The 22,467-nt window shown below is 53.1% G+C and carries 19 protein-coding genes; 8 read left to right on the top strand and 11 right to left on the bottom strand.

Annotated features, from left to right (window positions below):
- Nucleotides 1-413 precede the first annotated feature (413 nt).
- Nucleotides 414-3,611 (top strand): VPS10 domain-containing protein, encoded by a 3,198-nt coding sequence (locus J3P35_RS03970; protein WP_210463066.1) that lies wholly within the window; start codon nt 414-416, stop codon nt 3,609-3,611.
- Between the two features lie 878 nt (nt 3,612-4,489).
- Here the strand turns inward: J3P35_RS03970 and J3P35_RS03965 are convergent.
- Genes J3P35_RS03965 through yjjX form a run of 5 tightly spaced genes read right to left on the bottom strand, consistent with a single transcriptional unit; the run spans nt 4,490 to nt 8,794 of the window.
- Nucleotides 4,490-5,674: an NRAMP family divalent metal transporter gene (locus tag J3P35_RS03965; RefSeq protein ID WP_210463065.1), complete on the bottom strand. Its 1,185-nt coding sequence runs from the start codon at nt 5,672-5,674 to the stop codon at nt 4,490-4,492.
- Between the two features lie 10 nt (nt 5,675-5,684).
- The gene (locus J3P35_RS03960; RefSeq protein ID WP_210463064.1) at nt 5,685-6,449 is read right to left on the bottom strand and encodes a LamB/YcsF family protein; all 765 of its coding nucleotides are present in this window, start codon (nt 6,447-6,449) and stop codon (nt 5,685-5,687) included.
- A complete protein-coding gene (locus J3P35_RS03955; RefSeq protein ID WP_210463063.1) occupies nt 6,446-7,447 on the bottom strand; it encodes a 5-oxoprolinase subunit C family protein in 1,002 nt (333 codons plus the stop codon). Before J3P35_RS03955 ends, J3P35_RS03960 begins: the two co-directional genes overlap by 4 nt.
- Entirely contained in the window at nt 7,437-8,168 is a 732-nt protein-coding gene (pxpB, locus tag J3P35_RS03950) for a 5-oxoprolinase subunit PxpB (protein ID WP_210463062.1), read from the bottom strand. The genes J3P35_RS03955 and pxpB overlap by 11 nt, the downstream gene beginning before the upstream one ends.
- Before the next feature lie 41 nt (nt 8,169-8,209).
- Entirely contained in the window at nt 8,210-8,794 is a 585-nt protein-coding gene (gene yjjX / locus J3P35_RS03945) for an inosine/xanthosine triphosphatase (protein ID WP_210463061.1), read from the bottom strand.
- 178 nt (nt 8,795-8,972) lie between these two features.
- Between yjjX and J3P35_RS03940 the strand changes: the two genes are divergently transcribed.
- The 3 genes from J3P35_RS03940 (at nt 8,973) to J3P35_RS03930 (ending at nt 12,931) form a co-directional block, all read left to right on the top strand.
- On the top strand, nt 8,973-11,573 hold the full coding sequence (locus J3P35_RS03940) for a M1 family metallopeptidase (RefSeq protein WP_210463060.1): 2,601 nt from the start codon (nt 8,973-8,975) through the stop codon (nt 11,571-11,573).
- 68 nt (nt 11,574-11,641) lie between these two features.
- Nucleotides 11,642-12,064, top strand: coding sequence for a hypothetical protein (locus J3P35_RS03935; protein ID WP_210463059.1), 423 nt, complete (start codon nt 11,642-11,644; stop codon nt 12,062-12,064).
- A 162-nt stretch (nt 12,065-12,226) separates the two neighbouring features.
- On the top strand, nt 12,227-12,931 hold the full coding sequence (locus J3P35_RS03930) for a YceI family protein (protein ID WP_210463058.1): 705 nt from the start codon (nt 12,227-12,229) through the stop codon (nt 12,929-12,931).
- Between the two features lie 137 nt (nt 12,932-13,068).
- On the opposite strand, the gene J3P35_RS22255 is transcribed toward J3P35_RS03930, so the two are convergent.
- Both J3P35_RS22255 and J3P35_RS03925 read right to left on the bottom strand, forming a co-directional pair.
- Entirely contained in the window at nt 13,069-13,125 is a 57-nt protein-coding gene (locus J3P35_RS22255; RefSeq protein WP_394371268.1) for a hypothetical protein, read from the bottom strand.
- Nucleotides 13,126-13,226: 101 nt separating this feature from the next.
- Nucleotides 13,227-14,132, bottom strand: a complete 906-nt coding sequence (locus tag J3P35_RS03925) for an alpha/beta hydrolase family protein (protein WP_246849945.1) — start codon at nt 14,130-14,132, stop codon at nt 13,227-13,229.
- Nucleotides 14,133-14,363: 231 nt separating this feature from the next.
- On the opposite strand from J3P35_RS03925, the gene fabF reads away from it, so the two are divergent.
- Nucleotides 14,364-15,608: a beta-ketoacyl-ACP synthase II gene (gene fabF / locus J3P35_RS03920; protein WP_210463057.1), complete on the top strand. Its 1,245-nt coding sequence runs from the start codon at nt 14,364-14,366 to the stop codon at nt 15,606-15,608.
- A gap of 186 nt (nt 15,609-15,794) precedes the next feature.
- Here the strand turns inward: fabF and J3P35_RS03915 are convergent, their stop codons facing one another.
- From J3P35_RS03915 to J3P35_RS03905, 3 genes are all read right to left on the bottom strand, one after another.
- Nucleotides 15,795-16,853 carry a proline iminopeptidase-family hydrolase gene (locus J3P35_RS03915; protein ID WP_210463056.1) on the bottom strand — a complete coding sequence of 353 codons (1,059 nt, stop codon included), beginning with the start codon at nt 16,851-16,853 and terminating at the stop codon, nt 15,795-15,797.
- A 115-nt stretch (nt 16,854-16,968) separates the two neighbouring features.
- Nucleotides 16,969-17,169, bottom strand: coding sequence for a helix-turn-helix transcriptional regulator (locus J3P35_RS03910; protein ID WP_210463055.1), 201 nt, complete (start codon nt 17,167-17,169; stop codon nt 16,969-16,971).
- 4 nt (nt 17,170-17,173) lie between these two features.
- Nucleotides 17,174-17,635: a hypothetical protein gene (locus J3P35_RS03905; protein ID WP_210463054.1), complete on the bottom strand. Its 462-nt coding sequence runs from the start codon at nt 17,633-17,635 to the stop codon at nt 17,174-17,176.
- A gap of 223 nt (nt 17,636-17,858) precedes the next feature.
- On the opposite strand from J3P35_RS03905, the gene J3P35_RS21930 reads away from it, so the two are divergent.
- Together J3P35_RS21930 and J3P35_RS21925 are read left to right on the top strand one after the other, a co-directional pair.
- Nucleotides 17,859-18,071, top strand: a complete 213-nt coding sequence (locus J3P35_RS21930; RefSeq protein ID WP_246849943.1) for a transposase — start codon at nt 17,859-17,861, stop codon at nt 18,069-18,071.
- Nucleotides 18,072-18,077: 6 nt separating this feature from the next.
- On the top strand, nt 18,078-18,377 hold the full coding sequence (locus J3P35_RS21925) for a hypothetical protein (RefSeq protein ID WP_246849941.1): 300 nt from the start codon (nt 18,078-18,080) through the stop codon (nt 18,375-18,377).
- Between the two features lie 816 nt (nt 18,378-19,193).
- Here J3P35_RS21925 and ettA read toward each other — a convergent pair.
- On the bottom strand, nt 19,194-20,861 hold the full coding sequence (gene ettA / locus J3P35_RS03895; protein WP_210463053.1) for an energy-dependent translational throttle protein EttA: 1,668 nt from the start codon (nt 20,859-20,861) through the stop codon (nt 19,194-19,196).
- A gap of 250 nt (nt 20,862-21,111) precedes the next feature.
- Here ettA and J3P35_RS03890 point away from each other — a divergent pair, with 250 nt between their 5' ends.
- Complete coding sequence (locus tag J3P35_RS03890; protein ID WP_210463052.1) at nt 21,112-22,428, top strand: DUF349 domain-containing protein; 1,317 nt, start codon at nt 21,112-21,114, stop codon at nt 22,426-22,428.
- Nucleotides 22,429-22,467 lie beyond the last annotated feature (39 nt).

The following is a 22,467-nucleotide window of genomic DNA, read 5'->3' as shown; positions in this document are numbered from 1 at the left end:
CTCACTATAAAACCTGGTTCAAGTTTTTAACTTGGACCCAAAATGGCCGGAAGTTTGCAACTTCCGTGAGGCGAAAGCCTCAAACCCGCTTTGCTGATTCTTTAAGCAAAAGCTTTACTCCAGAGCAAGAATAGGGTTTCATGATAATTCTCAGAAAACACGCTAAAAACGAAGTCTAACTTCTTCCCATTTCAAGGCCATTTCCCTGTAAACAGGCTGAAAACGCTTTAGCCACGACAAGCTAGAACGGGGTCTCCCTCAACTGGCCATCCTTCATCCATCAACCTCCAGCAAACCTTTCAACAGCCTCCCGCCGGAAACTTTACCCCAGATGATTTTTGTCCGCTGCTGCCGGTTATTCACCAAAGGGCGGTTATATTTAAGGGCATCATTCCTTAACATTCCCTTCTTCCATGCGGAAAACAGTCTACCTCGCATTGCTTCTAGCGGCGGCCTCGCCCTGGGCGCAGGCCCAACAGAAACAGAAACCCAAAGCTGCCAAAACACAAGATATCACTCCCCATGATTACTTTAAAACGGTAAAGTGGCGCAACATCGGACCATTCAGGGGCGGACGATCGGTGACGGCCTCGGGCGTGGTGAACAACCCGTTGGTGTATTTCATGGGCACCACGGGCGGTGGTCTCTGGAAAACAGAGGACGCCGGCCAGAGCTGGTTCAACATCTCAGACGGCTACTTCAAAACCAGCTCGGTGGGCGCGGTATCGGTCTCCGAGTCTGATCCCAATGTGGTGTACGTGGGCATGGGCGAGCACGCGCCTCGGGGTGTGATGACGTCTTATGGCGATGGCGTGTACAAATCGGTGGACGGCGGTAAAACCTGGACGCACCTGGGCCTGGACCAGACGCGCCACATCTCCGGCATCAGTATCCACCCCACCAATCCTGATATCGTGTACGTGGCGGCGCAGGGCGCTTTGCACGGTCCCAATACCGAGCGCGGGGTGTATAAATCAGTTGATGGTGGCAAGACCTGGAAGAAAACCCTGTTCGTGGACGAGAACTCCGGCGCCGCCGATCTGAGCATGGACTTGAACAATCCGCGCATTCTGTACGCCTCCATGTGGGACCACCGCCGGTTGCCGTGGGAGGTGCGCAGCGGCGGCAAAGGCAGCGGCCTGTACAAATCAGTGGACGGCGGCGAGACCTGGAACAAGATCCAGAACGGCCTGCCTGCGGAGTTAGGCAAGATTGGCGTTTCCGTTTCTAGGGCGAATTCTGATAAAGTGTTTGCTTTGGTGGAGAGCGATACCCAAAAAGAGCAGGGCGGCCTATTCGTGAGCAACGACGGCGGGCAACACTGGAACCGTGTGAGCAAAGACCACCGGCTTACCCAGCGCGCCTGGTACTACATTGAAGTCTTCGCCGATCCGCTGCAGGAAAACACCATGTACGTGCTCAACGGCCCCGGCCTGAAATCCACCGATGGCGGTAAGACCTGGAGCCAGCTGCGCGGCACGCACGGTGACTACCACGGCCTCTGGTTCAACCCCAAAAACAGCCAGAACATGGTCATCGCCAACGACGGCGGCGCGGCGGTTACCTTCAACGGCGGCAAAATCTGGTCTACCCAGAACAACATGCCCACGGCCCAGTTCTACCGCATCAGCGCAGACAACCAGTTCCCTTACAACATCTACGCCGGTCAGCAGGACAACTCCTCGGTGAAGATCGCGAGCCGAAACTTATCCGGGGGCAGCATAGGCGACCGCGACTGGACCTCCAGCGCCGGCGGCGAGAGCGCGTTCATTGCCTTTGATCCTAACAACCCGCGTTACGTGCTGGGCGGCAGCTACCAGGGTACCATCGAGGTGCTGGACACCGAGCTGAAGGAAGGCAAGCCCATCATGATCGCGCCCATCCAGTACATGGCCCTCCAGCCGAAGGACATGAAATACCGCTTCAACTGGAACGCGCCCATCATCCACTCATCGCACGAGAAAGGCACTTTCTACCACGCGGCCAACAAGCTGTTCAAGACCTCTGATCTAGGTAAAACCTGGGAAGTGGTCTCTCCTGACTTGACCCGCCATGACGAAACGAAAATGGGCTGGAGCGGCACGCCCTACACCAACGAAGGCGCCGGTGGCGAGAACTACGGTACCATCTCCTACGTGATGGAATCTCCGCTGGAGAATGGCCTGCTCTGGACCGGCTCAGATGACGGCTTGGTGCACATTACCCGCGATGGTGGCAAGAACTGGAAAAACGTGACACCTAAAGGCTTGGAAGAATGCCTCATCAACAGCATTGAGGTGTCTCCGCACGAGAAAGGCACCGCCTACATCGCTACCACCCGCTACAAGTTCAACGACTTCACCCCGGCCATTTACAAGACCACCGACTACGGCAAAACCTGGAAAAATATCTCCAAGGGCATTCCGTACGGGGCCTTCACCAAAGTAGTGCGCGAAGACAGCCAGCGCAAAGACCTGCTGTTTGCCGGCACCGAGACTGGCCTGTACATCTCACATGATGGCGGCAAGGAATGGACCAGCTTCCAGGGCAACCTCCCCCTCACGCCCATCTCCGACCTGAAAGTGCACAAGAACGACCTCATCGCCGCTACCCAGGGCCGCTCCTTCTGGATTCTGGACGACCTGAACATGCTGCGTGAGATTGACAAAAAGCCATCGGCGCAGGCGCTTCACCTGTTCCAGCCCGAGGATGCCTACCGCGTATTCGGGGCCAGCGCTTTGGACCAGGAACCCGAGGAAGAAACCAGCAACTATGGCAAGGCCAGTTTCTTCGGCACCAACCCCGCCAGCGGCGTGGTCCTCTACTACCAGGTTCCGAGCGGTTTCCAGAAAGACAGCACCTTGTCCCTGGAGATCCTGGACAGCCAAGGCAAGGTAATCAGAAGCTACAGCAACCAACCCGATAAGACGTATGTGGGCTACTTAGGCGGCCCGGACGAAGAACCTACCCTGCACACCAAAGCCGGCCTGAACCGCACCGTTTGGGACCTGCGCCATGCCACCCTGCCCGGGGTGCCTCCGGTTTTCATTGAGGGTAATTACCAGGGCCGCAAAGTGGCACCGGGCACCTACCAGGCTCGCCTCAAAATGCATAGCCAGGAGAAAACGGTATCCTTCAAAGTATTGGCAGACCCCAGACTTAAAGCCACCGAGGCAGAATACCAGCAACAGCAGACCACATTGGCGGCGGTAGAGCAGGACGTGAAAGACATCCACCTGGCGGTGCAGCAGATGCGCAAAGCCAAAGGACAAGTCTCCTCCCTGCTCACGCTGCTGGACGGCAAACCCGGCTACCAGAAGATACAAAGCGAGGGCAAGGCGCTCATCAAGAAGATGGATGCCTGGGAGGACGAGCTGGTGCAGAACAAATCACAGGCCACCGATGACGTGATCAACTATGTGAACAAACTCAGCGCCAACTACCTCTTCCTGAAAGGCGAACTGGACGTGAGCATCCCGTACGTGACTCAGGGCCAGCAGGAACGCCTGAAGGAACTGCAAACCGAGTGGCAGAAGTACAAAGGCCAGATGACGGAGCTGGTGCAGAAAGACATCGCCGCGTTCAACCAACTCTGCCAGCAGGCGCAACTGCAGAAAATCACGGTGCTGTAGTTCTGAACGGTGCATTAATCACAAACAGTGCTATAGTTAAGCTTGGCAAGAACTTGGTCTATCCCTGTTCTTGCCAAGCTATTTTATTGCTTGCCTTCATTCCTCCTTTTGTCATCCTGGAAGGATCTTGTGGGCGAACTGGAAAAGCAGTCACTAAGCTCTACTGGTTATGTTGAATGACATACAGGAAGGCAGTTTTGATTGTTGGTGATATCACCAACAATGGCGGATTAGCAGGATGGGGAGACAAAGTAATTTGCCGTAGCAACACCGCCTTATTATCTCCGGAGGTTTCACGCATTCCGTCCCCCTTTGAAGGGGGTAGGGGGATGATTACTCGTGCAAGGTCACGCATTACTGATATGTAGGGGCAATCCTTTGTGGTTGCCCTTGCTCTTGCTACCGCAGTCTTGGTTGTTGGTGATAACACCAACAACGGCAACAAGAAGGATTCTCCCCTTGAGGGGAGCGAAGAGGGGTGTTTACACCTGCTGATCATGGCGTTCCCAATTGCCATCTGTGTGGTAGGAGTATCATCTACCTTTCATGGTTTTGATTGCCCCAACAATGCGTACCCTCTTTTGTAAACACCCCTCTTTATCTCCCCTCAAGGGGAGAATCTGCACTGATACACTCTGCCTCTTTGCTGCAAAGGCAGGCGGTTCTTGACGCGTCCTTGTCATCCCCCTACCCCCTTCAAAGGGGGACGGAATGCGTGAAACAATACCTGGCTTTAGATTTCTGAACCGCAGGTCACAATGATCTAAAATGAAAATGCTTGCCCCTCAAGGCAAGCATTTTCATTTAAAAATACTCTAAACCATCTCGATTTAAGCCTCATTTTCAGAAACAAGGCTGAAAACTGAAACTCTCCTCTCCTACCAACTCTTGATTTGTTGTACCAAAGTATCACCCGCCATCCAGCTCATGATCAAGACCACCAGCAACCCGAACAGCGTGAGGAGGCGCGGGTGCCGGTAACTGCCCATCAGGCTTTTCTTGTGCGCCGCCACCAGCATAGTGCCCAGGGTAACAGGCAGCACGAAACCGTTCACCAGGCCCGCCCACACCAGCAGTTTCACCGGCTTCCCGATGGAGACGAAAATGATGGTGGAGACCACAATGAACGCAATGATGACCCAGTTCTCATTACGGGCAATGCGCGGGCTGAAGGACTTGATAAAGGAAACCGACGTGTACGCTGAGCCCACCACCGAAGTAATGGCTGCGGCCAGCATCATGACCCCGAACAGCTTGTAGCCCAGTGTGCCGGCGGCCAGCTCAAACACCGATGCCGACGGATTCTCGGGGTTCAGGACTTTGCCTTGCTGCAGCACGCCCAAGGTGGCCAGAAACAGGAAAACCCGAATAAGGGAAGCCAGCGAGATACCCGATACGGCACTGGTAGTCACCTGCCCCAGCGCATCCTTGCCTTTCACGCCCGCATCCAACAGGCGATGCCCACCCGCGAAGGTGATGTAACCGCCCACCGTACCGCCCACCAGCGTGATGATGGCGGTGAAACTGATCTGCTCCGGGGCAAACGTCCTGAATGCCGCCTCGGCCAAAGGAGGCGAGGAAATCCAGGCGACGTACACAATGAGTCCGATCATGACCAAACCCAGAATCTGCGCGAAGCGGTCCATGATTTTACCGGCCTCGCGCACCAGGAAAATCATGATGGCGAACGCCGCGGAGATAATCGCGCCGGTTTCCACGGAGATGCCGGTGAGCACGTTAACGCCCAGCCCCGCGCCGCCCACGTTCCCGATGTTGAAGGCCAGTCCGCCCAGAACAATCAGCAGCGCAATGAAACCACCCAAGCCCGGCAGTACCGCGTTGGCTACGTCCTGCGCCCGCTTCTCGGAGATGGCAATGACGCGCCAGACGTTGAGCTGCACGCCAATATCCAGGATAATGGAAAGCAGGATCACAAACCCGAAGCTGGCGCCCAGGCTCTGTGTGAAGACGGTGGTTTGGGTCAGGAAGCCCGGCCCTACGGCCGAGGTCGCCATCAGGAAAGCCGCGCCCAGGAGCACACTCCAGTTTCTGGGTTGTTTCATAAAAACGGGCCTAAAACGCTTGAAGGGTGATGTCTTGGCGGGTCAGTTCTTCCCGGAGAAGTTGGGCAAATTCCACCGCGTGCGCTCCATCGCCGTGGATGCAGACGGTATCGGCTTTGATAGAGACGTCTACGCCCTGCTGTGACAGTACTTTTCCTTCCTTCACCATGCGCACCACCTGCTGTACGGCTTCCTGTTGATTTGTGATGAGAGCGTTGGGCAAGCGGCGGGAGGTTAGGGTGCCGTCCTGCTGGTAGGTGCGGTCCGCGAAGACTTCATGGGCGGTTTTCAGGCCTAGTTTCTCTCCGGCTTTGACCAGGTCGCTACCGGCCAAACCGTACAGCACCACCTCAGGACTTACTTTGTAGACGGCCTCGGCAATGGCTTCGGCTAAAGGCGCGTTCACGGAGGCCATGTTGTACAGCGCGCCATGCGGCTTTACGTGATGCAATACCCCACCTTCCGCTTTGATGAATCCCGTGAGCGCGCCAATCTGGTACACTACCAGGTCATGAGCCTCCTCAGGGGAAACGGCCATGTCGCGTCGGCCGAAACCGGCCAGGTCCTGAAAACCGGGATGCGCCCCCAGCGCCACGCCCTGTTGCAGCGCCAGCCGCACGGTCTTTTTCATGACTCCGGGATCGCCGGCGTGGAATCCGCAGGCAATGTTGGCCGAGGTCACCAGCGGCAGAATGGCTTCATCGTTGCCCAGGCGGTACGCCCCGAAACTCTCGCCTAAATCACAGTTTAAATCAACAGTAAAGGTTTGCTTCATCTTTTGGATTGAAGGTGGAGGACTCTTTTCAGGTGTTCCAGGGTTTGCTCTCGCCGGTAATACAGCTGGTGGGCCTCGGTGAGGGAAACCTGCCGGAACCGGAGTTTAGCGCCTGGTCGCACCTGCGCCAGCAGCGGCAAATCCGCGGAAATGATTTGCCCGATGCGCGGATACCCACCGGTGGTCTGGTGTTCGGCCATCAAGATAATAGGATTTCCGCTGGGAGTCACCTGCACCGTGCCAAAAGTAACGGCGCTGGAAAGCAATTCCACCGGCTCTTTCAAAGATAAAACTGGTCCCTCCACCCGGTAACCCATACGGTCTGCGGCCGGAGAAACCTTGAACTCCGAGTTCCAGAACGTTTCCTGAGCATTTTCAGAAAACAAGGCAAATTCCGGTCCGGGCAATACCCGAACGGTTGGGTTCTCACTATAGGCGGGTAGTAAATCTCGGGAGAGGCCCCAGCTAGACACCAAGAACGGCTCCCCGGCAGGGCATTTCTCTTGCCAATGTTGTAGTTGCTCAGAAGTTGGGAGATTAACCAGCAAGACATCATCTTTTTGCAGAGCCCGACCATTCCAACCACCCACACCTGCCCGCGCATAGGTAGACGCGCTGCCCATAACCAAGGGCACGTCAATGCCTCCGGTTACAGCCAGGTAAGTTCGGCAGCCCTGCACGGGCGCACCGAATTCCAGCAAAGTATCTTTCCTGACAAAAACCGGCCGATGGTTGGGAACGGGTGTGCCGTTCAGTTTGGGCGAAAGGTTGGCACCGGCGAGGGCAATGAGGCTGTCTTCCTGGAACCGCAAACTGGGTCCGGACAAAGTGATTTCCAGCGCGGCGGCGTTTTCGGGGTTTCCTGCTAAAAGGATGGCTAAACGGAGGGCGAAGGAATCCATGGCACCGCTTACTACCATGCCCTGTTTCTGGAAACCGTACCGGCCTAGATCCTGCACGGTGGTAAGCAAGCCGGGTTTCTCTACCTTAATCCCCATCTGCTTCCTCCTTCAAGGCGTTGTACTCCTGCTCAGAGATCGACACAAATCTTACCACATCTCCCATCTGCAGCAAGCTGGGCTCCGCCCGGTTCGGGTCAAACAAATTGAGGGGCGTACGCCCGATCAACTGCCAGCCACCCGGTGTTTCCATGGGGTACACGCCCGTCTGCACACCGGCAATGCCAACCGAACCAGCCGGAATGACTTGGCGGGGCACTTCTTTGCGGGGTGCGGCAATCTTAGGGTCCATGCCTCCTAAATACGGAAAACCGGGTGCAAAACCGATCATGTACACCAGGTATTCTGGCTGGGTGTGCCGCGCAATGACTTCCGCCATGCTTAAGCCTGTATGCTGCGCCACAAACGCCAGGTCTGGTCCGTATTCCCCACCGTAGACCACCGGAATCTCCTTCACGGAGGCCGGCTCTGTTTCCGAACCGGTTTCCAGCTCCGCCAGCATCTGCCGGAGGTTCTCTTCCACTGCGGCGTACGGGTCAGATTTTCCCCACTCGCTTACAAGCCAGGGATCATAATAGATGGTGACGGTGGTGAAAGCGGGCACATACTCAATAAGCCCGGGAAAGGAATGCTGATTCAGAAACCGGACCACGGCCTTTACTTGCCCATGGGTCTCTACGGCTATCTCATCTCCCAGCTGCAGCACAACGGCCGTATCGCCAAGAGGGTAGATTTTAACCGAGGAGGTGGGCAGGGGCATAGATCCGGTTTCTGTTTCTAGCTTGTTTTCAGGAAAACGGGTTAGAAATGCTCTGGTTTCAGGCTAACGCTGGCCTCCTGACGCTGCAAATAAAGCTCCTCGTTTTTGAACGGCACCAAAGCCAGTTTCACCGCCTGCTCATACAGTTCTGCGCGGTCTACCACGTTCTGGGTAAGCAACCCAATGGCACCGCCTTTCTGCTTGGAGTTGGTGTGGCCAAACACGCGGTCATCGGCCTCGCCGAGTTCCACGCCTTGCTGCACCAGTTCGGCAACGGCGGGTGGTAAAAAGAACATGCCGGTACGGGCTTTGCCTACCAGTTTTTTGGAACGGACCACAATCCAGGCGAAAGCGGCCAGGTCTGTGTGCAGCGTTTGCACGCCGCCTTCAATGCCTACCCAGAAATCGGCCGTAGGCTGGGCCTCAAATGCATTGCTCACGCGGTTAAAGGCGCCGGTGAGGGTCTCTGTATCTGTCATGGGCTGATCAGATACGCCGGAGGGCACGGAGATAGGCTCCGCTTCAAATTCATACTGCGGGAACATGGCTTGCAAGCCATTGAGCGCCGCACTTACTTTGACAGGGTTGGTGGAGGCCACCACTACTTTTTGTACTACTTTATTCATCTTAAAGGTTTTCTCGGCTACGAAGTAAAGTAAAATTCTTATATTTTAATGCGTTCTTAATCTCAATTATTTTTTTGGAGTATTTTTTTAAAAAATAGGGACAAAAACATTTATAGATTCAATGCAAATACCTCCAAAATCGGCCATTACCATCCGATAATTTGTAACTTTACTCAGAATGAAAAACAAGCACCTTCTGGCCCTCACCAAAGGCCTTCTCTTAGTCTCCTTTGCCGCGGCCACGTCCTGTGCGTCGCGCGTCTCCCCCTCCGGCAGTTCTGTACCGGTGGTACCCGGCGTCTCCAAGCCCCTCGCCGATTACCGGATCTCGCAGCTGAGCAAGATCGCGTATGACCTGCACCTGGCCATCCCGGCCCGGAAGGAAGCGCCGGTCCAGGCCTCGGAGACTATCACTTTCCAACTCAAAGACAAAAGCCAGCCCCTGCAGCTCGACTTTAAGGAAACCCCGGACCACCTCAGACAAGTGAAGGTGAACGGGAAAACCATTCCGGTGGAACACACCCAGGAGCACCTGGTCATTGCGCCGCAGTACCTGAGAAAAGGCGATAATAAAGTAGAGATTGAGTTTACGGCGGGTAATCTGTCTTTGAACCGGCACGAGGATTTCCTTTACACCCTGCTGGTCCCCGACCGCGCCCGCACCGTTTTCCCCTGTTTTGACCAGCCCAGCCTTAAAGCCACCTTCAAGCTCACGCTATCGGTGCCGCAGGACTGGAAAGCCCTAGCCAACGCCCCCCTGCAGGACTCTGTGCTGAACGCCGGGCAGAAAACGTACCATTATCAAAACTCAGACCTCATCCCTACCTACCTTTTCTCTTTTGCCGCGGGTAAGTTTGACCACGTGGCACAAATGAGCAACAACCGTACCATGCACTTCCTGCACCGCGAGACGGATAAAGAAAAGCTGGACCAGAGCCTGGCACCCATCTTCCAGATCCACCGCGATGCGCTGCAGTTCATGGAAACCTACACCGGCATCAAGTACCCGTTCCAGAAGTTTGACTTCGTCTCCATCCCCGATTTCCAGTACGGCGGCATGGAGCACGTAGGGGCTATCCAGTACAAGGCCTCCACGCTCTTCCTGGACGAGGGCGCCACGCAGGACCAGAAAATCTCGCGCTCCAGCCTTATCTCGCATGAGACGGCGCATATGTGGTTTGGCGATCTGGTGACTATGGAGTGGTTCAACGATGTCTGGATGAAGGAGGTGTTCGCCAATTTCATGGCCGACAAGATCACGCAGGTGGCCATGCCTACCTCCAACTACGACCTCAAGTTTGTGGTGGACCACCTGCCCGCCGCTTACGGTGTGGACCGCACCGCTGGTGCCAACCCTATCCGGCAGCAACTGGATAACCTGCAGGATGCGGGCTCTATGTACGGCAACATCATTTACCACAAAGCCCCCGTGATGATGCGCCAACTGGAAAGGCTCATGGGCGAGGAAGCGTTCCGGAAAGGCTTGCAGCAGTACCTCAAGAAATACGCCTACGGTAACGCCACCTGGCCCGACCTCATCCAGATCCTGGACGATCTCACCTCCGCCGATCTGCAGGCCTGGAACCAGGTGTGGGTGAATGAGCCCGGCCGCCCGCAGTTTGACTACACGCTCCAGACCGAAGGCAACAAGATCTCCAGCCTCACCATCCGGCAGAAAGGTGAAGATGGCTCGGCGCGGTTCTGGCCGCAGTTCTTTGAGATCGCGCTGGTGTATCCAGACCGTATTCAGGAAATGACGGTGAACATGAACGGGGCCGAGGTGACGCTGAAAGAAGCCGTGGGCAAGGAAAAACCCAGCTTTGTGCTGTTTGATGTGACGGGTCAGGGCTACGGCGTGTTCCCGGTGGATGCGCAGATGCTGGGCGGTTTGTACAACCTGAAAAGCCCCGTGGCCAGAGCCTCGGCGTATATTAATTTGTACGAGAACATGCAGAACGGGCGCGGGGTATCGGCGCAGCAGCTCCTGGATTTCTACCGCGGCGGATTGTCTAAAGAACCCGAGGAACTCAATGTGAAGCTGATGACCGGCCAACTGAGCGATATCTTCTGGCGTTTCCTGCCGGCGGCCCAAAGACCGGCCCTGGCCCCGCAACTGGAACAGGAACTCTGGACCGCCATGGAAAAAGCCACCACCGGCAACGTGAAAAAGCTGTTCTTCAAAACTTACCAGAGCATTGCCTTGAGTGCAGCCGCCCAGAACCGGCTGTTCCAGATATGGGACAAACAAGAGGCGCCCGCCGGCATCAAACTCACCGAGGATGATTACACCTCGCTGGCCTTGGCCCTAGCCGTGCGCGATTACCAGAACAGCCCGCAGATCCTGGCCCGACAGATGGGCCGCATCCCCAACCCAGACCGCAGGAAGCGCCTGCAGTTCATGCTGCCCGTCCTTTCGGGCAAAGTGGAAGAGCGCGATGCTTTTTTCGCTTCCCTCAAACAGGAACAGAACCGCGAGGTGGAATCCTGGGTTTTGGGTGCCTTGAATTACCTGCACCATCCACTGCGAGCCGCTACCTCAGAGAAGTACCTCAAAGAGAGCCTGGACCTGCTGGAGGAAATCCAGGTCACCGGTGATATCTTCTTCCCGGCCTCATGGCTTTCGGCTACCTTCGGGAGTTACCAGAGTCCTGCCGCGGCCGCGACCATCCGCACGTTCCTGCAGGCACACCCCAATTACAACCCTAAACTGAAAGCGAAGATCCTGCAAGCCGCCGATGGGGTGTTCAGAGCAGAAAAACTGGTGCAGCCGGTGAAGTAATCAATGCATAAAATCTGAAGTTGACGAGGGATTCTTCTGGTGGGCTACGCCACTTAGTTGTGCCAAAAATGATAGATAAAAATACAGGCAAACTTACCTTCTACTCTGGCAAAAACATTTTCCCGACGGCGGAGCTTAGCGAAATAAAAGCCTTAAAGCTTAGTGCAGTACAAGAAGAACAGGATTGGGGTAACGGGTGGATTCATTACACCATCAGAAACGTAGATGTGTCTGGCATATATTTCAACATGACATTCTTCTACCATGAAAAGACCTTAAAATCCATTTCGTTTATAATCAAAGATTCTCCTTTTGACATGGATACCGGATGGGAAACTTGGGGTGAACAAAGGGAAAAAGAGAAGGCCGAGTTTTACAATGATTGGCTTAACAAGGAACTTGGAACTGACAGGAACTTTGCGTGGGGCACAATCCGGGCAACCTACGACCCCAAAAGTGCCGGTAGTTCAATTGTAATTAGGTACAAATAAATAATGCAGGTACAACCAGGCGGAAAAACCTGCAATGGCCGACTCCCTTGTACGTCTCATGCATTAGACCTGCATAGGTCTCCCGGCGGAGAGAACAAATACGGACTTCCAGCGTTCAAAGACTACTTTATGTAACTACATACTCCCCTAAACCTAAGAACTATGAAAACCTTATTTTCGCTTAAAACCGCTGGATTGGCTTTGATGGCCGGCTTGGCTCTGGCTTCCTGCAACGAAGCACCCAAAGGCGACAAAGCAACCATCACCGAAGAAAAAACAGCTGCCGATGCCACCGGTCAGACTTTTGTGGTAGATACCGCTGCCTCCATGGTGCAGTTTACCGGTAACGGTGTGGGCAAAAACCACCCTGGCACTTTCCGCCTTAATTCCGGCTCCGTATCCATATCTGGCAACCAGGTAACCGGAGGCGAGTTCATCATCAACATAAAATCTCTGTCCTTGAAAGAACAGGGAGAAATGTTCCAGACCAAACTGAAGCCCCACTTGCTGAGCGGCGATTTCTTTGACGCCGATAAGTTCGGGACCGCTAAGTTTGAGATCACCAAGGTGGAGCCGTTCAAATCAGACGGGAAAGACACTTCACTGGTGCAGGGCGCCAACTTCAGTGTGAGCGGCAACTTCACCCTCAAGGGCGTGACCAAGAACATCACCTTCCCGGCCCGCATAGAACTGGACGAGAACGCGATGGAGGCTGAGGCCAACTTCAACATTGACCGCCGGCAGTGGCAGATGAACTACGGCAACGACAAAACCCTGGGTGACAAGTTCATCTCAGAGACCGTGAACATTGAACTGGACTTGGAGGCAAGAAAGCCGGCCGGCAACGCCACCGCCTCTGCCCAATAAGCCAGTACTTCCTTTAAAATAAAGAGCCCGAAAGCGTTTCATCGTTTTCGGGCTCTTTTGGTAAAAACAGGTGGGAAAGGGATGTCAGTACATTTTGCTTTGTCCTCCTGAAAGGATCTTTTGGGTAAGCTGGAAAGTCACTTGGTTAGCGCCATTGCCGTTCGCCACCAAGATCCTTTCAGGAGGACAAAAATGAATACTGGTTCAAGTCTGCGACTTGGACCTACCATGACCTGAAGTTTGCAAATCAGAGAGGCGAAAGCCTCAGAAACGGCATTCCCTATCTATAGCCTCACTACTTCCGCTTCATCAATAAATCTCTCACGGCCTTTTCAATTGTAGGCCATACCGGAGAGACAGGGGAAACCAAGTCAAAATGCCCGGCTTCCGGTAACAGCACCAACTGCGCCTTATTCTTATTGGAAGAGGAATGGTTTACAAAATTCTGCGCCTGGCTTACCGGTACAATGGGGTCGCGGGCCCCTTGCACCATTCTTATGGGCGTTTTCAAGGCTAGAGCCGGCGAGGGGGTTGCTTCGGCGTAGCGCTGGGGTACCGCCGAGGGCAAACCACCCATGAGTTTTTCCACGGCGGTGTTGCAGCTTCCTTTCTCGGTGCTGTACGTGGCCAGATCTGGGATACCCGCCAGGGAGACCACGCCTTTCACTTTCAGCGGATTTCTGGTGTACAGCGGGCTCTTGCGCGGCAGGCCTTTACGGCCGGCAGCCCAGAGTGCCAGATGCCCGCCGGCGGAGTGGCCCATCACCACCACTTCTTTGCCGGAGACCGGATACTTTTTGGCCAGTTCCCGCACGTGGTCTACCGCCTTGGCGACATCCAGGAAAGTGCCCGGATATCCACCGCCGGGGTTGCCTACCCTTCTGAACTCAATGTTCCAGGTGGCAAAGCCAGCCTTGGTGAGGGCAGCGCTCACGTGGTTCATGTACTCGTAATTATACTGCGAAAGCCAGCATCCTCCATGGATAATCACTACCACCGGAAACGGTCCTTTTCCTTCGGGCACCCGCAGCTCTCCGAACTGCAGCGAGTCGGGGCCGTAGGCGATGCGCGTGCCGGCAGCGGGCGTGGGCAGTTGCATGAGGTCTTGCCAAGTGACAAGCTTAGGTTGTTGCGTTTGGGCGTGGAGTGGTGTGGCACAGAAGAGAAAACACAGCAGCAGCGCGGACAGAAAGTACTTCATATGGTTTGGGCAGACTTTTCTAAAAACAGGCCATAAATGGTGGGCCTTCTTACGAAGAATGAAGGTACGAGAGGCTTTTAAATTTTGAACAAGTATCTTGCCGCCACTTTCGCCGCTAAAGGTGGAAGCACAGTTGCGGAAAACAAGAAGAAGCCTGGTACCGACTTAAGGTCAGGGAGATAAACAGGAAGGCACCGGCAACCTTTGCATCAGAATTTTCAAGTACAAGAAATGAAAAGAGTAGTAGTAACCGGCATGGGTGCTTTAACGCCCATCGGCAATACAGTCCCAGAATACTGGCAGTCTTTGGTGAACGGCGTGAGCGGCGCGGCTCCCATCACCCGCTTCGATGCGTCCAAGTTCAAGACCCGCTTCGCCTGCGAGCTGAAGAACTTCAATCCGCTGGACTTCATGCCGAAGAACGAGGCCCGCAAAAATGACCTCTATACCCAGTACGCGCTCATCTCGGTGGCCGAGGCCGTGCAGATGGCCAACATCAACTTCGAAGAACTCAACCGCAACCGCATTGGGGTGATCTGGGGCACCGGCCACGGCGGCATCATGACATTCCAGGACCAGCTTATGGAGTTCGCCGCCGGCGACGGCACGCCTAGGTTCAACCCGTACTTTGTGCCGAAGATGATTGTGGACATCGCGGCGGGCGTGATCTCCATGAAGTACGGCCTGCGCGGCGTGAACTTCGCCACGGTATCGGCCTGCGCGAGTTCCAACACCGCCATTCTGGAGGCCTTCAACTACATCAAGTGGGGCAAAGCCGATATGATCATCACCGGTGGCTCCGAGGCTTCCATCAACGAGTCCGGTATGGGTGGCTTCGGGGCACTCAAGGCTTTATCCACGCACAACGATGACCCGGCCACTGCTTCCAGGCCGTTTGATGTAAAACGAGACGGTTTTGTGATGGGCGAAGGTGCCGGAGCCATCATCCTGGAAAGCTACGACAGCGCCGTGCAACGCAATGCGACCATTCTGGCAGAGGTGGTGGGCGGCGGTATGGCCGCTGATGCGTACCACCTTACAGGTACCCATCCTGAGGGCGAAGGCGCGTACCTGGGCATGATGGAAGCATTGGCAGAAGCAAACCTTTTGCCGGAAGACATTGATTACCTCAACTGCCACGCTACCTCTACCCCCATTGGGGATGCCAGCGAGGTGATTGCCGTGGAGCGGGTGTTCGGGGCCAATACGCACCTTCATTTGAGCGCTACCAAATCCATGACGGGGCATTTGCTGGGAGCTGCCGGCGCCATTGAGGCCATTGCGTGCATCAAGGCCGTACAGGAAAATATCATTCCGCCTACCATCAACGTGACCGAACCAGAACCAGAACTCAGCGCGAAGTTTGATTTGACCTTGGGCAAAGCCGTTTCTAAGGAAGTGAACTACGCCATGAGTAACACCTTTGGGTTTGGCGGGCACATTGCCACGGCAATCTTCAAGAAGTTTACCGCGTAAGGCCTGTTTCTGTTTTTACAGCGTTTTCATGAAAAGAGCCCGGAAGCAGTGTGTTTCCGGGCTCTTTTCATGAAATGGGGCTTAAAACCTTAGCAGCTTTTTTGTGGCAGAGAGCCGTGGTTTATGGTTGGTGGTGATAACACCAACAACGGCGAGTGGCAGAATACAAACAACGGCAAACAGTAGTTATTGCAGTTTCACTTCTTTCTGACCTTCGTTCACGCCTTTCATAAACGAGATGAGGCCTTTCATGTAGGTTTGCTGGTCGTCGTAGAAGGCCATGTGGCTGCCTTTGGGGCAATATAGGTAAGAACCGTTTTGCACTTGGGCAGCCATCCATTCCATGTGTTTGGGGTCCATGGTGTCAAACTCGGCACCCACAGATAAGGTAGGCACGGTGAGGTTCTTCAGATCGGCTTTGCGGTCCCACTTCTCCAGTTTGCCCGAGATCCCGAACTCGCTGGGGCCTTGCATGGTCACGTAGAACGACTGGTTCATTTTGGCGAAGGACCGGTTCACGGGCTCAGGCCATTCTTCCAAGGGTAGACGCAACACGTTCTTGGCGTAGAAGTTAGGCATGAGCAACTCCATGTACTTGGGGTTCTGGAAATCTTTGCGGGCCTCAATGTCGCGCACCTGAGCCAGTACCTGCGGGTCCATCTGCTTGGCCAGGACTTCATCTGCGTACTTGCCGTAGTCAATGGCACTGGCCATCATGTTGGAGATAATGAGGCCTTTCATGTTCTGCTGGTATTTAAGGGCGTACTCCATGGCCAGAATACCGCCCCAGGAATGGCCCAGCAAGTAGAAATTGTCGGGACCCAGGTTCAACGTTTTGCGTACCTGCTCCACCTCTTCCACGTAGCGGGGAAGGTCCCACATGGCGGTGTCTTTTGGGTTGTCTGAGTTGCCGCAGCCCAGCTGGTCATAATATATGAACTCAATACCCTCAGCTGGCAGGAAATTCTCCAGGCATTCAAAGTACTCGTGCGTGGCCCCGGGGCCGCCGTTAAGCAAGAGCAACTTGATCTTGGGGTTGTTGCCCACGCGTTTGGTCCAGACCTTGAAAGTGCCCTTACCTGTCTGGATAGGCACCATCTGCACCCCGCCATCCTGCACGCCTTTTTCCGGTAGCGCGAAGTATTCATTTGTGGGCGTCGCGGTTTCTGCGGTGTTTTTCTGATTTGAGCAGGAAACCAAAAAGGCAAAAAGCAACAGGCAGGTGCCTTGTAAAAGTTTGTTCATAGGTTGGCTGTTTCTTGATGTGTTTGTTTGGATGATGAATGTGCTGGTTATCCCTGTGATCTTAGGCGAAAAGAAGACAAGATGTTGTGAACGGTGAACTGCAGCCCTTTTCAGCTCAATCAGAATCCTCTAATTCAAACAGGTCTTCTACCCTCTGTTGGAGCGCTTTCGCTAACTTAAGTGCCAGCACTGTTGAAGGTAAGTATTTATTTGTTTCAATGGAGATGATGGTCTGCCGGGAAACCTGCACCAATTCTGCCAACTGCGCCTGGGTTAGTTGCTTCCTGACTCTTTCCTCCTTTATAAAGTTCTTCATCAGGTCACTTCAGCTTCACGTGCAGCATGTAATTAAACCTACCAATGAAGCCAAACCAGAACACCATCAAGGAGGAGACCAATACCAGAATGATGATCTCTGATTCAATATTGGTATGCCCTGGAAGCAAGAATGAGAACAGGCCGCAGACAATGAGCGGTAACTGGAGTAAAGCAGCGAATTGAAAACTATCTACCCTGATCTTTTGAATCATTTCATCTTCTACCCGCTCTTTGGAAAAAGCAATGCAGTAAACACCCATCAGAAAGACAAAGAAACCACCGGAGGTCAACCCAACATTCACCATGTAGAAAACAGGAACATCCAGGTTGTACAGGTCCTCTCCTAATAAAAAGGTAAGAAACCTGTGGACCACACCTCTTTGCATCAAAACCCAAAGGGTAATGCCAAGGATAGCCATGTAGACTCCAACTTTTTTGAACCGGTGGGGCAGTAGTAAATTCATAGAGGATAGGTTATTTAATGTTTAATGAACAGCCTAAATGTAAAGCATACTTTACATTTAGGCAATAGGTAATCAGAAAGTTTTTAGAGAATAGGCAATCTCAGGCAGAAAACGCTTAATAAAGTAAATGCCCGTCTATTTGATCTTTAGCCTAGTAAACACCCCTCCATTGTTGGTGTTATCACCAACAATCTAATTACCGCTTCAATACAACAAACTATCTATGGATGAGCAACGGCATATCACCTTCTTCACAGCCACCATTCTGGAGTGGAAACACCTACTGAAACCTGACAAATACAAGAATACCATCTTAGACAGCCTTCGGTTTCTGGTAAGGGAGAAGCGGGTAAAAGTTTATGGTTTTGTAATTATGCCCAACCACGTTCACCTGCTCTGGAAGATGGAAGAACCACACCTAAGGGAAAACGTTTAACGCGACTTGCTGAAGTTCACAGGACAGCAGTTGAAGTTTGATTTGGAAAGAAATCATCCTACGGTCTTGGAGCGGTTCAGAGTAGATGCGAAGGACAGGCAATTCCAATTCTGGGAGCGGAATCCTTTGTCTGTGATTTGCCAATCTGTTGCTATGACGGAGCAGAAACTTCAGTACATTCACCTTAATCCGGTGCAGGAGAAGTGGAGGTTGGCGGAGACACCAGAAGTCTACTATTATTCCTCGTCCAGGTTTTATCTGGAGAACAAAGATGATTTTGGTTTTCTAACGCACTATCTTGAGTAGAGAACCGCAGTTTAGGTTGTTGGTGATAACACCAACAACGGCGACGATAAAATTTCTTGGTGGTTGATTTAACAAAATATCAGTAATTCGCCTGTTGCAGTAAAAGGATCAATAAAGGTATCCTCATCTTTCTCCCTTGTTGGTGTTATCACCAACAAGCACATTAGCAACTCAAGGGGTATAGAACTCCCCTGTGATTCTTGCCAAGTTCTTTTTTAAGAGAGCCTAGAGAATAGTAACAACAAAGCTTCAAAAAGGGGGATTTTTTAGAATAATATCGAATGTATTTTCAAGTTTATAAGTTATACTTGCGAGGTATAAATGAAAAAGGTGCCCCAAAGGGACACCCATTCATTAATTGAACCACTGTAGCAGTTTAGTGAAAATACTGTCTAGGTGGGTTAGAATACTGTCAAGGGTTCCAAGTGCAAAGACTGCAATCATCCACTTGGAATTGCCATTTTCATTAGGCACCGGAGCTTCTCCGGTGCTTTTTCTTTTAGCCTTCTTGTTCACCTCATATTAACACGATTAGTTAAATCAAATATAGGGACAAATATGTGGTTTGCCCGATTAGAGTCCCTTATTTTACCAACTTCTTATACAGTGCTTATCCATAATTACAAGCCTCAATATCAAGCAATTATCAGGCTTATAAACTCTATTGAGATTAGTACAAAAACTATGGAGCACATATTCCCAACTTAGCTTGCCCAATCACCAACAATCTAAACACTGCCAGAGTAGCCCATAACCAAAAGAGCCCGGAAACTTGCGTTTCCGGGCTCTTTTTATAAAATTAGGCCTAAAACCTACTTAGTTCATCAGCTTTTTGTAGCGGATGCGCTTCGGCTCTACGTCGCCCAGGCGTTTCTTCTTGGCTTCTTCGTAGTCTGAGAAGTTTCCTTCAAACCAAACCACCTGTGAGTCGCCCTCGAAGGCTAGGATGTGGGTGGCAATTCTATCCAGGAACCAGCGGTCGTGGCTGATGACTACGGCGCAACCGGCGAAGTTCTCCAGCGCGTCTTCCAGGGCCCGGATGGCGTTTACGTCGAGGTCGTTCGTAGGCTCATCTAATAAAAGCAGGTTGGCACCTTGCTTCAGGGTCATGGCCAGGTGCACGCGGTTACGCTCTCCACCGGAAAGCACGCCTACTTTTTTCTCCTGGTCACCGCCGGTGAAGTTGAACTTGCTCACGTAGGCGCGGGCGTTTACCTGGCGCCCGGCCAGCAGCATGGTCTCAGTACCGCCAGAGATGGTCTCAAACACAGATTTGTTCGGGTCCAGGCTTTCGTGTTGCTGGTCTACGTAGGCAACTTCCACGGTTGGGCCCACGGTGATAGTTCCGGCATCGGCGGCTTCGCGGCCAGTGATGAGGCGGAACAAGGTAGACTTACCCGCGCCGTTCGGCCCGATGATGCCCACGATTCCGGCTGGCGGCAGGTTGAACGTGAGATCCTCAAACAGCAGCTTGTCCCCGAAGGCTTTGGTCAGACCCTCGGCCTCAATCACCACGTTCCCCAAACGAGGGCCGTCTGGGATGAAAAGCTCCAGTTTCTGCTCTTTCTCTTTGGCTTCCTCAGAGGCCATTTTCTCGTAGTTGCCTAAACGGGCTTTGGATTTAGCCTGACGGGCTTTCGGGCTCATGCGGGCCCACTCCAATTCGCGCTGTAAGGTCTTCTGGCGCTTGCTTTCGGTTTTCTCTTCTTTGGCCAGACGCTCGGCTTTCTGCTCCAGCCAGCTGGTGTAATTTCCTTTCCACGGAATACCTTCGCCGCGGTCCAGTTCCAGAATCCAGCCGGCTACTTTGTCCAGGAAGTAACGGTCGTGGGTTACCGCAATCACGGTGCCTTTGTATTGCTGCAGGTGTTGCTCCAGCCACAGCACAGACTCGGCGTCCAGGTGGTTGGTAGGCTCATCTAACAGGAGAACATCGGGCTCTTGCAACAACAGGCGGCACAGGGCTACGCGGCGTTTCTCACCCCCGGAGAGGTTGCCTACAATGGCGTCTCCCGGAGGGGTGCGCAGGGCGTCCATGGCGCGCTCCAGTTTGCTGTCCAGGTCCCAGGCACCCAGGTGGTCCAGGCGTTCCTGCACCTCACCCTGGCGAGCCATCAGTTTGTCAAAATCAGCGTTCTCATCGGCGAAGGCCTCGTTGATCTCGTCGTATTCTTTCAAAAGGGCCACGGTCTCAGCGGCGCCCTCCTGCACAATCTCCATCACGGTTTTGGTGGGGTCCAACTGCGGCTCCTGCTCCAGGTACCCCACAGAGTAACCGGGCGAGAAAGCCACCTCGCCCTGGAACTGCTTGTCTACGCCGGCAATCACCTTCAGGAGGGAGGATTTACCGGAGCCATTGAGACCCAACACGCCAATTTTGGCGCCGTAGAAAAAAGAGAGATAGATGTTCTTGAGAACTTGTTTCTGCGGCGGGTAAATTTTATTCACCCCCGCCATGGAGAAGATGATGGTTTCGTTGCTCATGAATAGTATTTAGATTCTGGTCCGTTTACGGCAGAAGCGTTTGGGCGACGTTTTGGTAAAAACCACCCTAAAACGAAACCCATAACCTTGTTCTCTAAAATCAGTATGAAAACAAACGTCAGGTTGCGGTTATTTTCTGCCAATGGGTACAAATATCGTAAATTTTGGCTCGGCCGAGTTATGAAAATTGGCGTTTATTCATAAACTTGTACCAAAATAGACTTTAATTTTTTCAGTTAATATCCAGTTGATGGAAACCAAAGATTTGTCTGAGGAGGCCCATAAGTACGGCTACATTGAGGGTAACCAGGTGTGGTTGAAGCCATTTATGCATTTTCCTGCGCGCCAGGTTGGCGAGGTGAAGGAGGTCCCCGAAGAATCATTGCAATACTTCGCAAACCGTTTTGAGAACTTCAGACAGAAGGTGGAAGGCCTGCTGGAGAAGATTGCCACCTCTGAGAATAAGGGTTCTTTTCTCATGAAGGTGCTGCACCTGAAGGAACAGATTGAGAAGTATGATGCCATCGGGGATTTTGAGTCTTTGCACCACCGCCTCTCTGCCGCCGAGGAAGAGATAAAGGAAGCCATTGCCCGCAACCGCGACAAGAACCTGACCACCAAGATCACGCTCATTCAACAGGCCGAGGCCCTGCAAACCAGCATTGACTGGCAGGAGACCACTGACAAGCTGAAGGAACTGCGCCAGAACTGGATCAAGACCGGACCGGTAGACAAAACCCTTACCGAAGAATTGGAGGAGCGCTTCAAGACGGCCGTGGAGGTTTTCTTCACCCGCAAGAAGGAGTTCTTCCAGGACAAGAAGGACATGCTCTCCCGTACGGTAGACAAGTACAAGGCACTGATCTCTCAGTCTGAGGCCCTCAAGAACTCTGAGGAGTGGGAAGAAACCAGCAAGAAGCTCAAAGACCTGCAGAACCAGTGGAAAGAGATAGGCGGCACCCTACCCCGTAAGATGTCCAATGACCTCTGGAACAGTTTCAGGGCGGCGAACAACCACTTCTTTGAGCGCCTTAAAAAGCACATCAACAGCCAGAAAACTGAGTCTAAGGACAAGTACATGGAAGACAACCTGGAGAAGAAACGCTCTTTGGTTGCCCAGGCAGAGGCGCTCTTAGAAGAGCCCGTGCAGCAAGCCGTACCTAAAGCCAAGGAACTGCAGGCCGCCTGGAAAAAAATTGGTCCGGTGAAACAGGAGGAGTCTGACATTGTGTGGGAAAGCTTTCTGGTAGCCTGCGACAAGATATTTGAACTGAGCAGCCTGGAGCACTTCATGCGCAAGCGCCCGTTACCAGAGGGCAAGAACTCAGAGAACGACCAACTGCACGCGCGCATCAACGCCCTGCGCGATTTCATCAAGTATGACAAGCAGGAGCTGGAAGTGCTGGAAACCAACCTGGGCCGGTTAAATCCAAATCCGGGGAACGAGGCTTTCCGTTCTATGTTGGAAGGGAAAATCAAAAACTTCAACCGGAAAATCCGTACTAAAAACGAATTAATAGAGCTTTTGCGCAAAAAGTCTGGCGTACAAAGCAACAAAATTGCCTAACTCATTCGTAAGCCGTTAGAAATAGTCCTAAAATTCTAA

This window comes from Rufibacter roseolus (genome assembly GCF_017916365.1).
Lineage (GTDB): Bacteria > Bacteroidota > Bacteroidia > Cytophagales > Hymenobacteraceae > Nibribacter > Nibribacter roseolus.
Note: the sequence above shows the minus strand (reverse complement) of the source record. Positions and strands in the feature narration are given on the sequence as shown.

Coding starts and splice junctions, on each gene's coding strand:
- J3P35_RS03910 (WP_210463055.1), bottom strand. CDS start 17,169: ATGAAGAACTTTATAAAGGAGGAAAGAGTCAGGAAGCAACTAACCCAG.
- J3P35_RS03955 (WP_210463063.1), bottom strand. CDS start 7,447: ATGGGGATTAAGGTAGAGAAACCCGGCTTGCTTACCACCGTGCAGGAT.
- fabF (WP_210463057.1), top strand. CDS start 14,364: ATGAAAAGAGTAGTAGTAACCGGCATGGGTGCTTTAACGCCCATCGGC.
- pxpB (WP_210463062.1), bottom strand. CDS start 8,168: ATGCCCCTGCCCACCTCCTCGGTTAAAATCTACCCTCTTGGCGATACG.
- J3P35_RS03970 (WP_210463066.1), top strand. CDS start 414: ATGCGGAAAACAGTCTACCTCGCATTGCTTCTAGCGGCGGCCTCGCCC.
- J3P35_RS03905 (WP_210463054.1), bottom strand. CDS start 17,635: ATGAATTTACTACTGCCCCACCGGTTCAAAAAAGTTGGAGTCTACATG.
- J3P35_RS03890 (WP_210463052.1), top strand. CDS start 21,112: ATGGAAACCAAAGATTTGTCTGAGGAGGCCCATAAGTACGGCTACATT.
- ettA (WP_210463053.1), bottom strand. CDS start 20,861: ATGAGCAACGAAACCATCATCTTCTCCATGGCGGGGGTGAATAAAATT.
- J3P35_RS03930 (WP_210463058.1), top strand. CDS start 12,227: ATGAAAACCTTATTTTCGCTTAAAACCGCTGGATTGGCTTTGATGGCC.
- yjjX (WP_210463061.1), bottom strand. CDS start 8,794: ATGAATAAAGTAGTACAAAAAGTAGTGGTGGCCTCCACCAACCCTGTC.
- J3P35_RS03940 (WP_210463060.1), top strand. CDS start 8,973: ATGAAAAACAAGCACCTTCTGGCCCTCACCAAAGGCCTTCTCTTAGTC.
- J3P35_RS03915 (WP_210463056.1), bottom strand. CDS start 16,853: ATGAACAAACTTTTACAAGGCACCTGCCTGTTGCTTTTTGCCTTTTTG.
- J3P35_RS03925 (WP_246849945.1), bottom strand. CDS start 14,132: ATGAAGTACTTTCTGTCCGCGCTGCTGCTGTGTTTTCTCTTCTGTGCC.
- J3P35_RS21930 (WP_246849943.1), top strand. CDS start 17,859: ATGGATGAGCAACGGCATATCACCTTCTTCACAGCCACCATTCTGGAG.
- J3P35_RS03935 (WP_210463059.1), top strand. CDS start 11,642: ATGATAGATAAAAATACAGGCAAACTTACCTTCTACTCTGGCAAAAAC.
- J3P35_RS03960 (WP_210463064.1), bottom strand. CDS start 6,449: ATGAAGCAAACCTTTACTGTTGATTTAAACTGTGATTTAGGCGAGAGT.
- J3P35_RS03965 (WP_210463065.1), bottom strand. CDS start 5,674: ATGAAACAACCCAGAAACTGGAGTGTGCTCCTGGGCGCGGCTTTCCTG.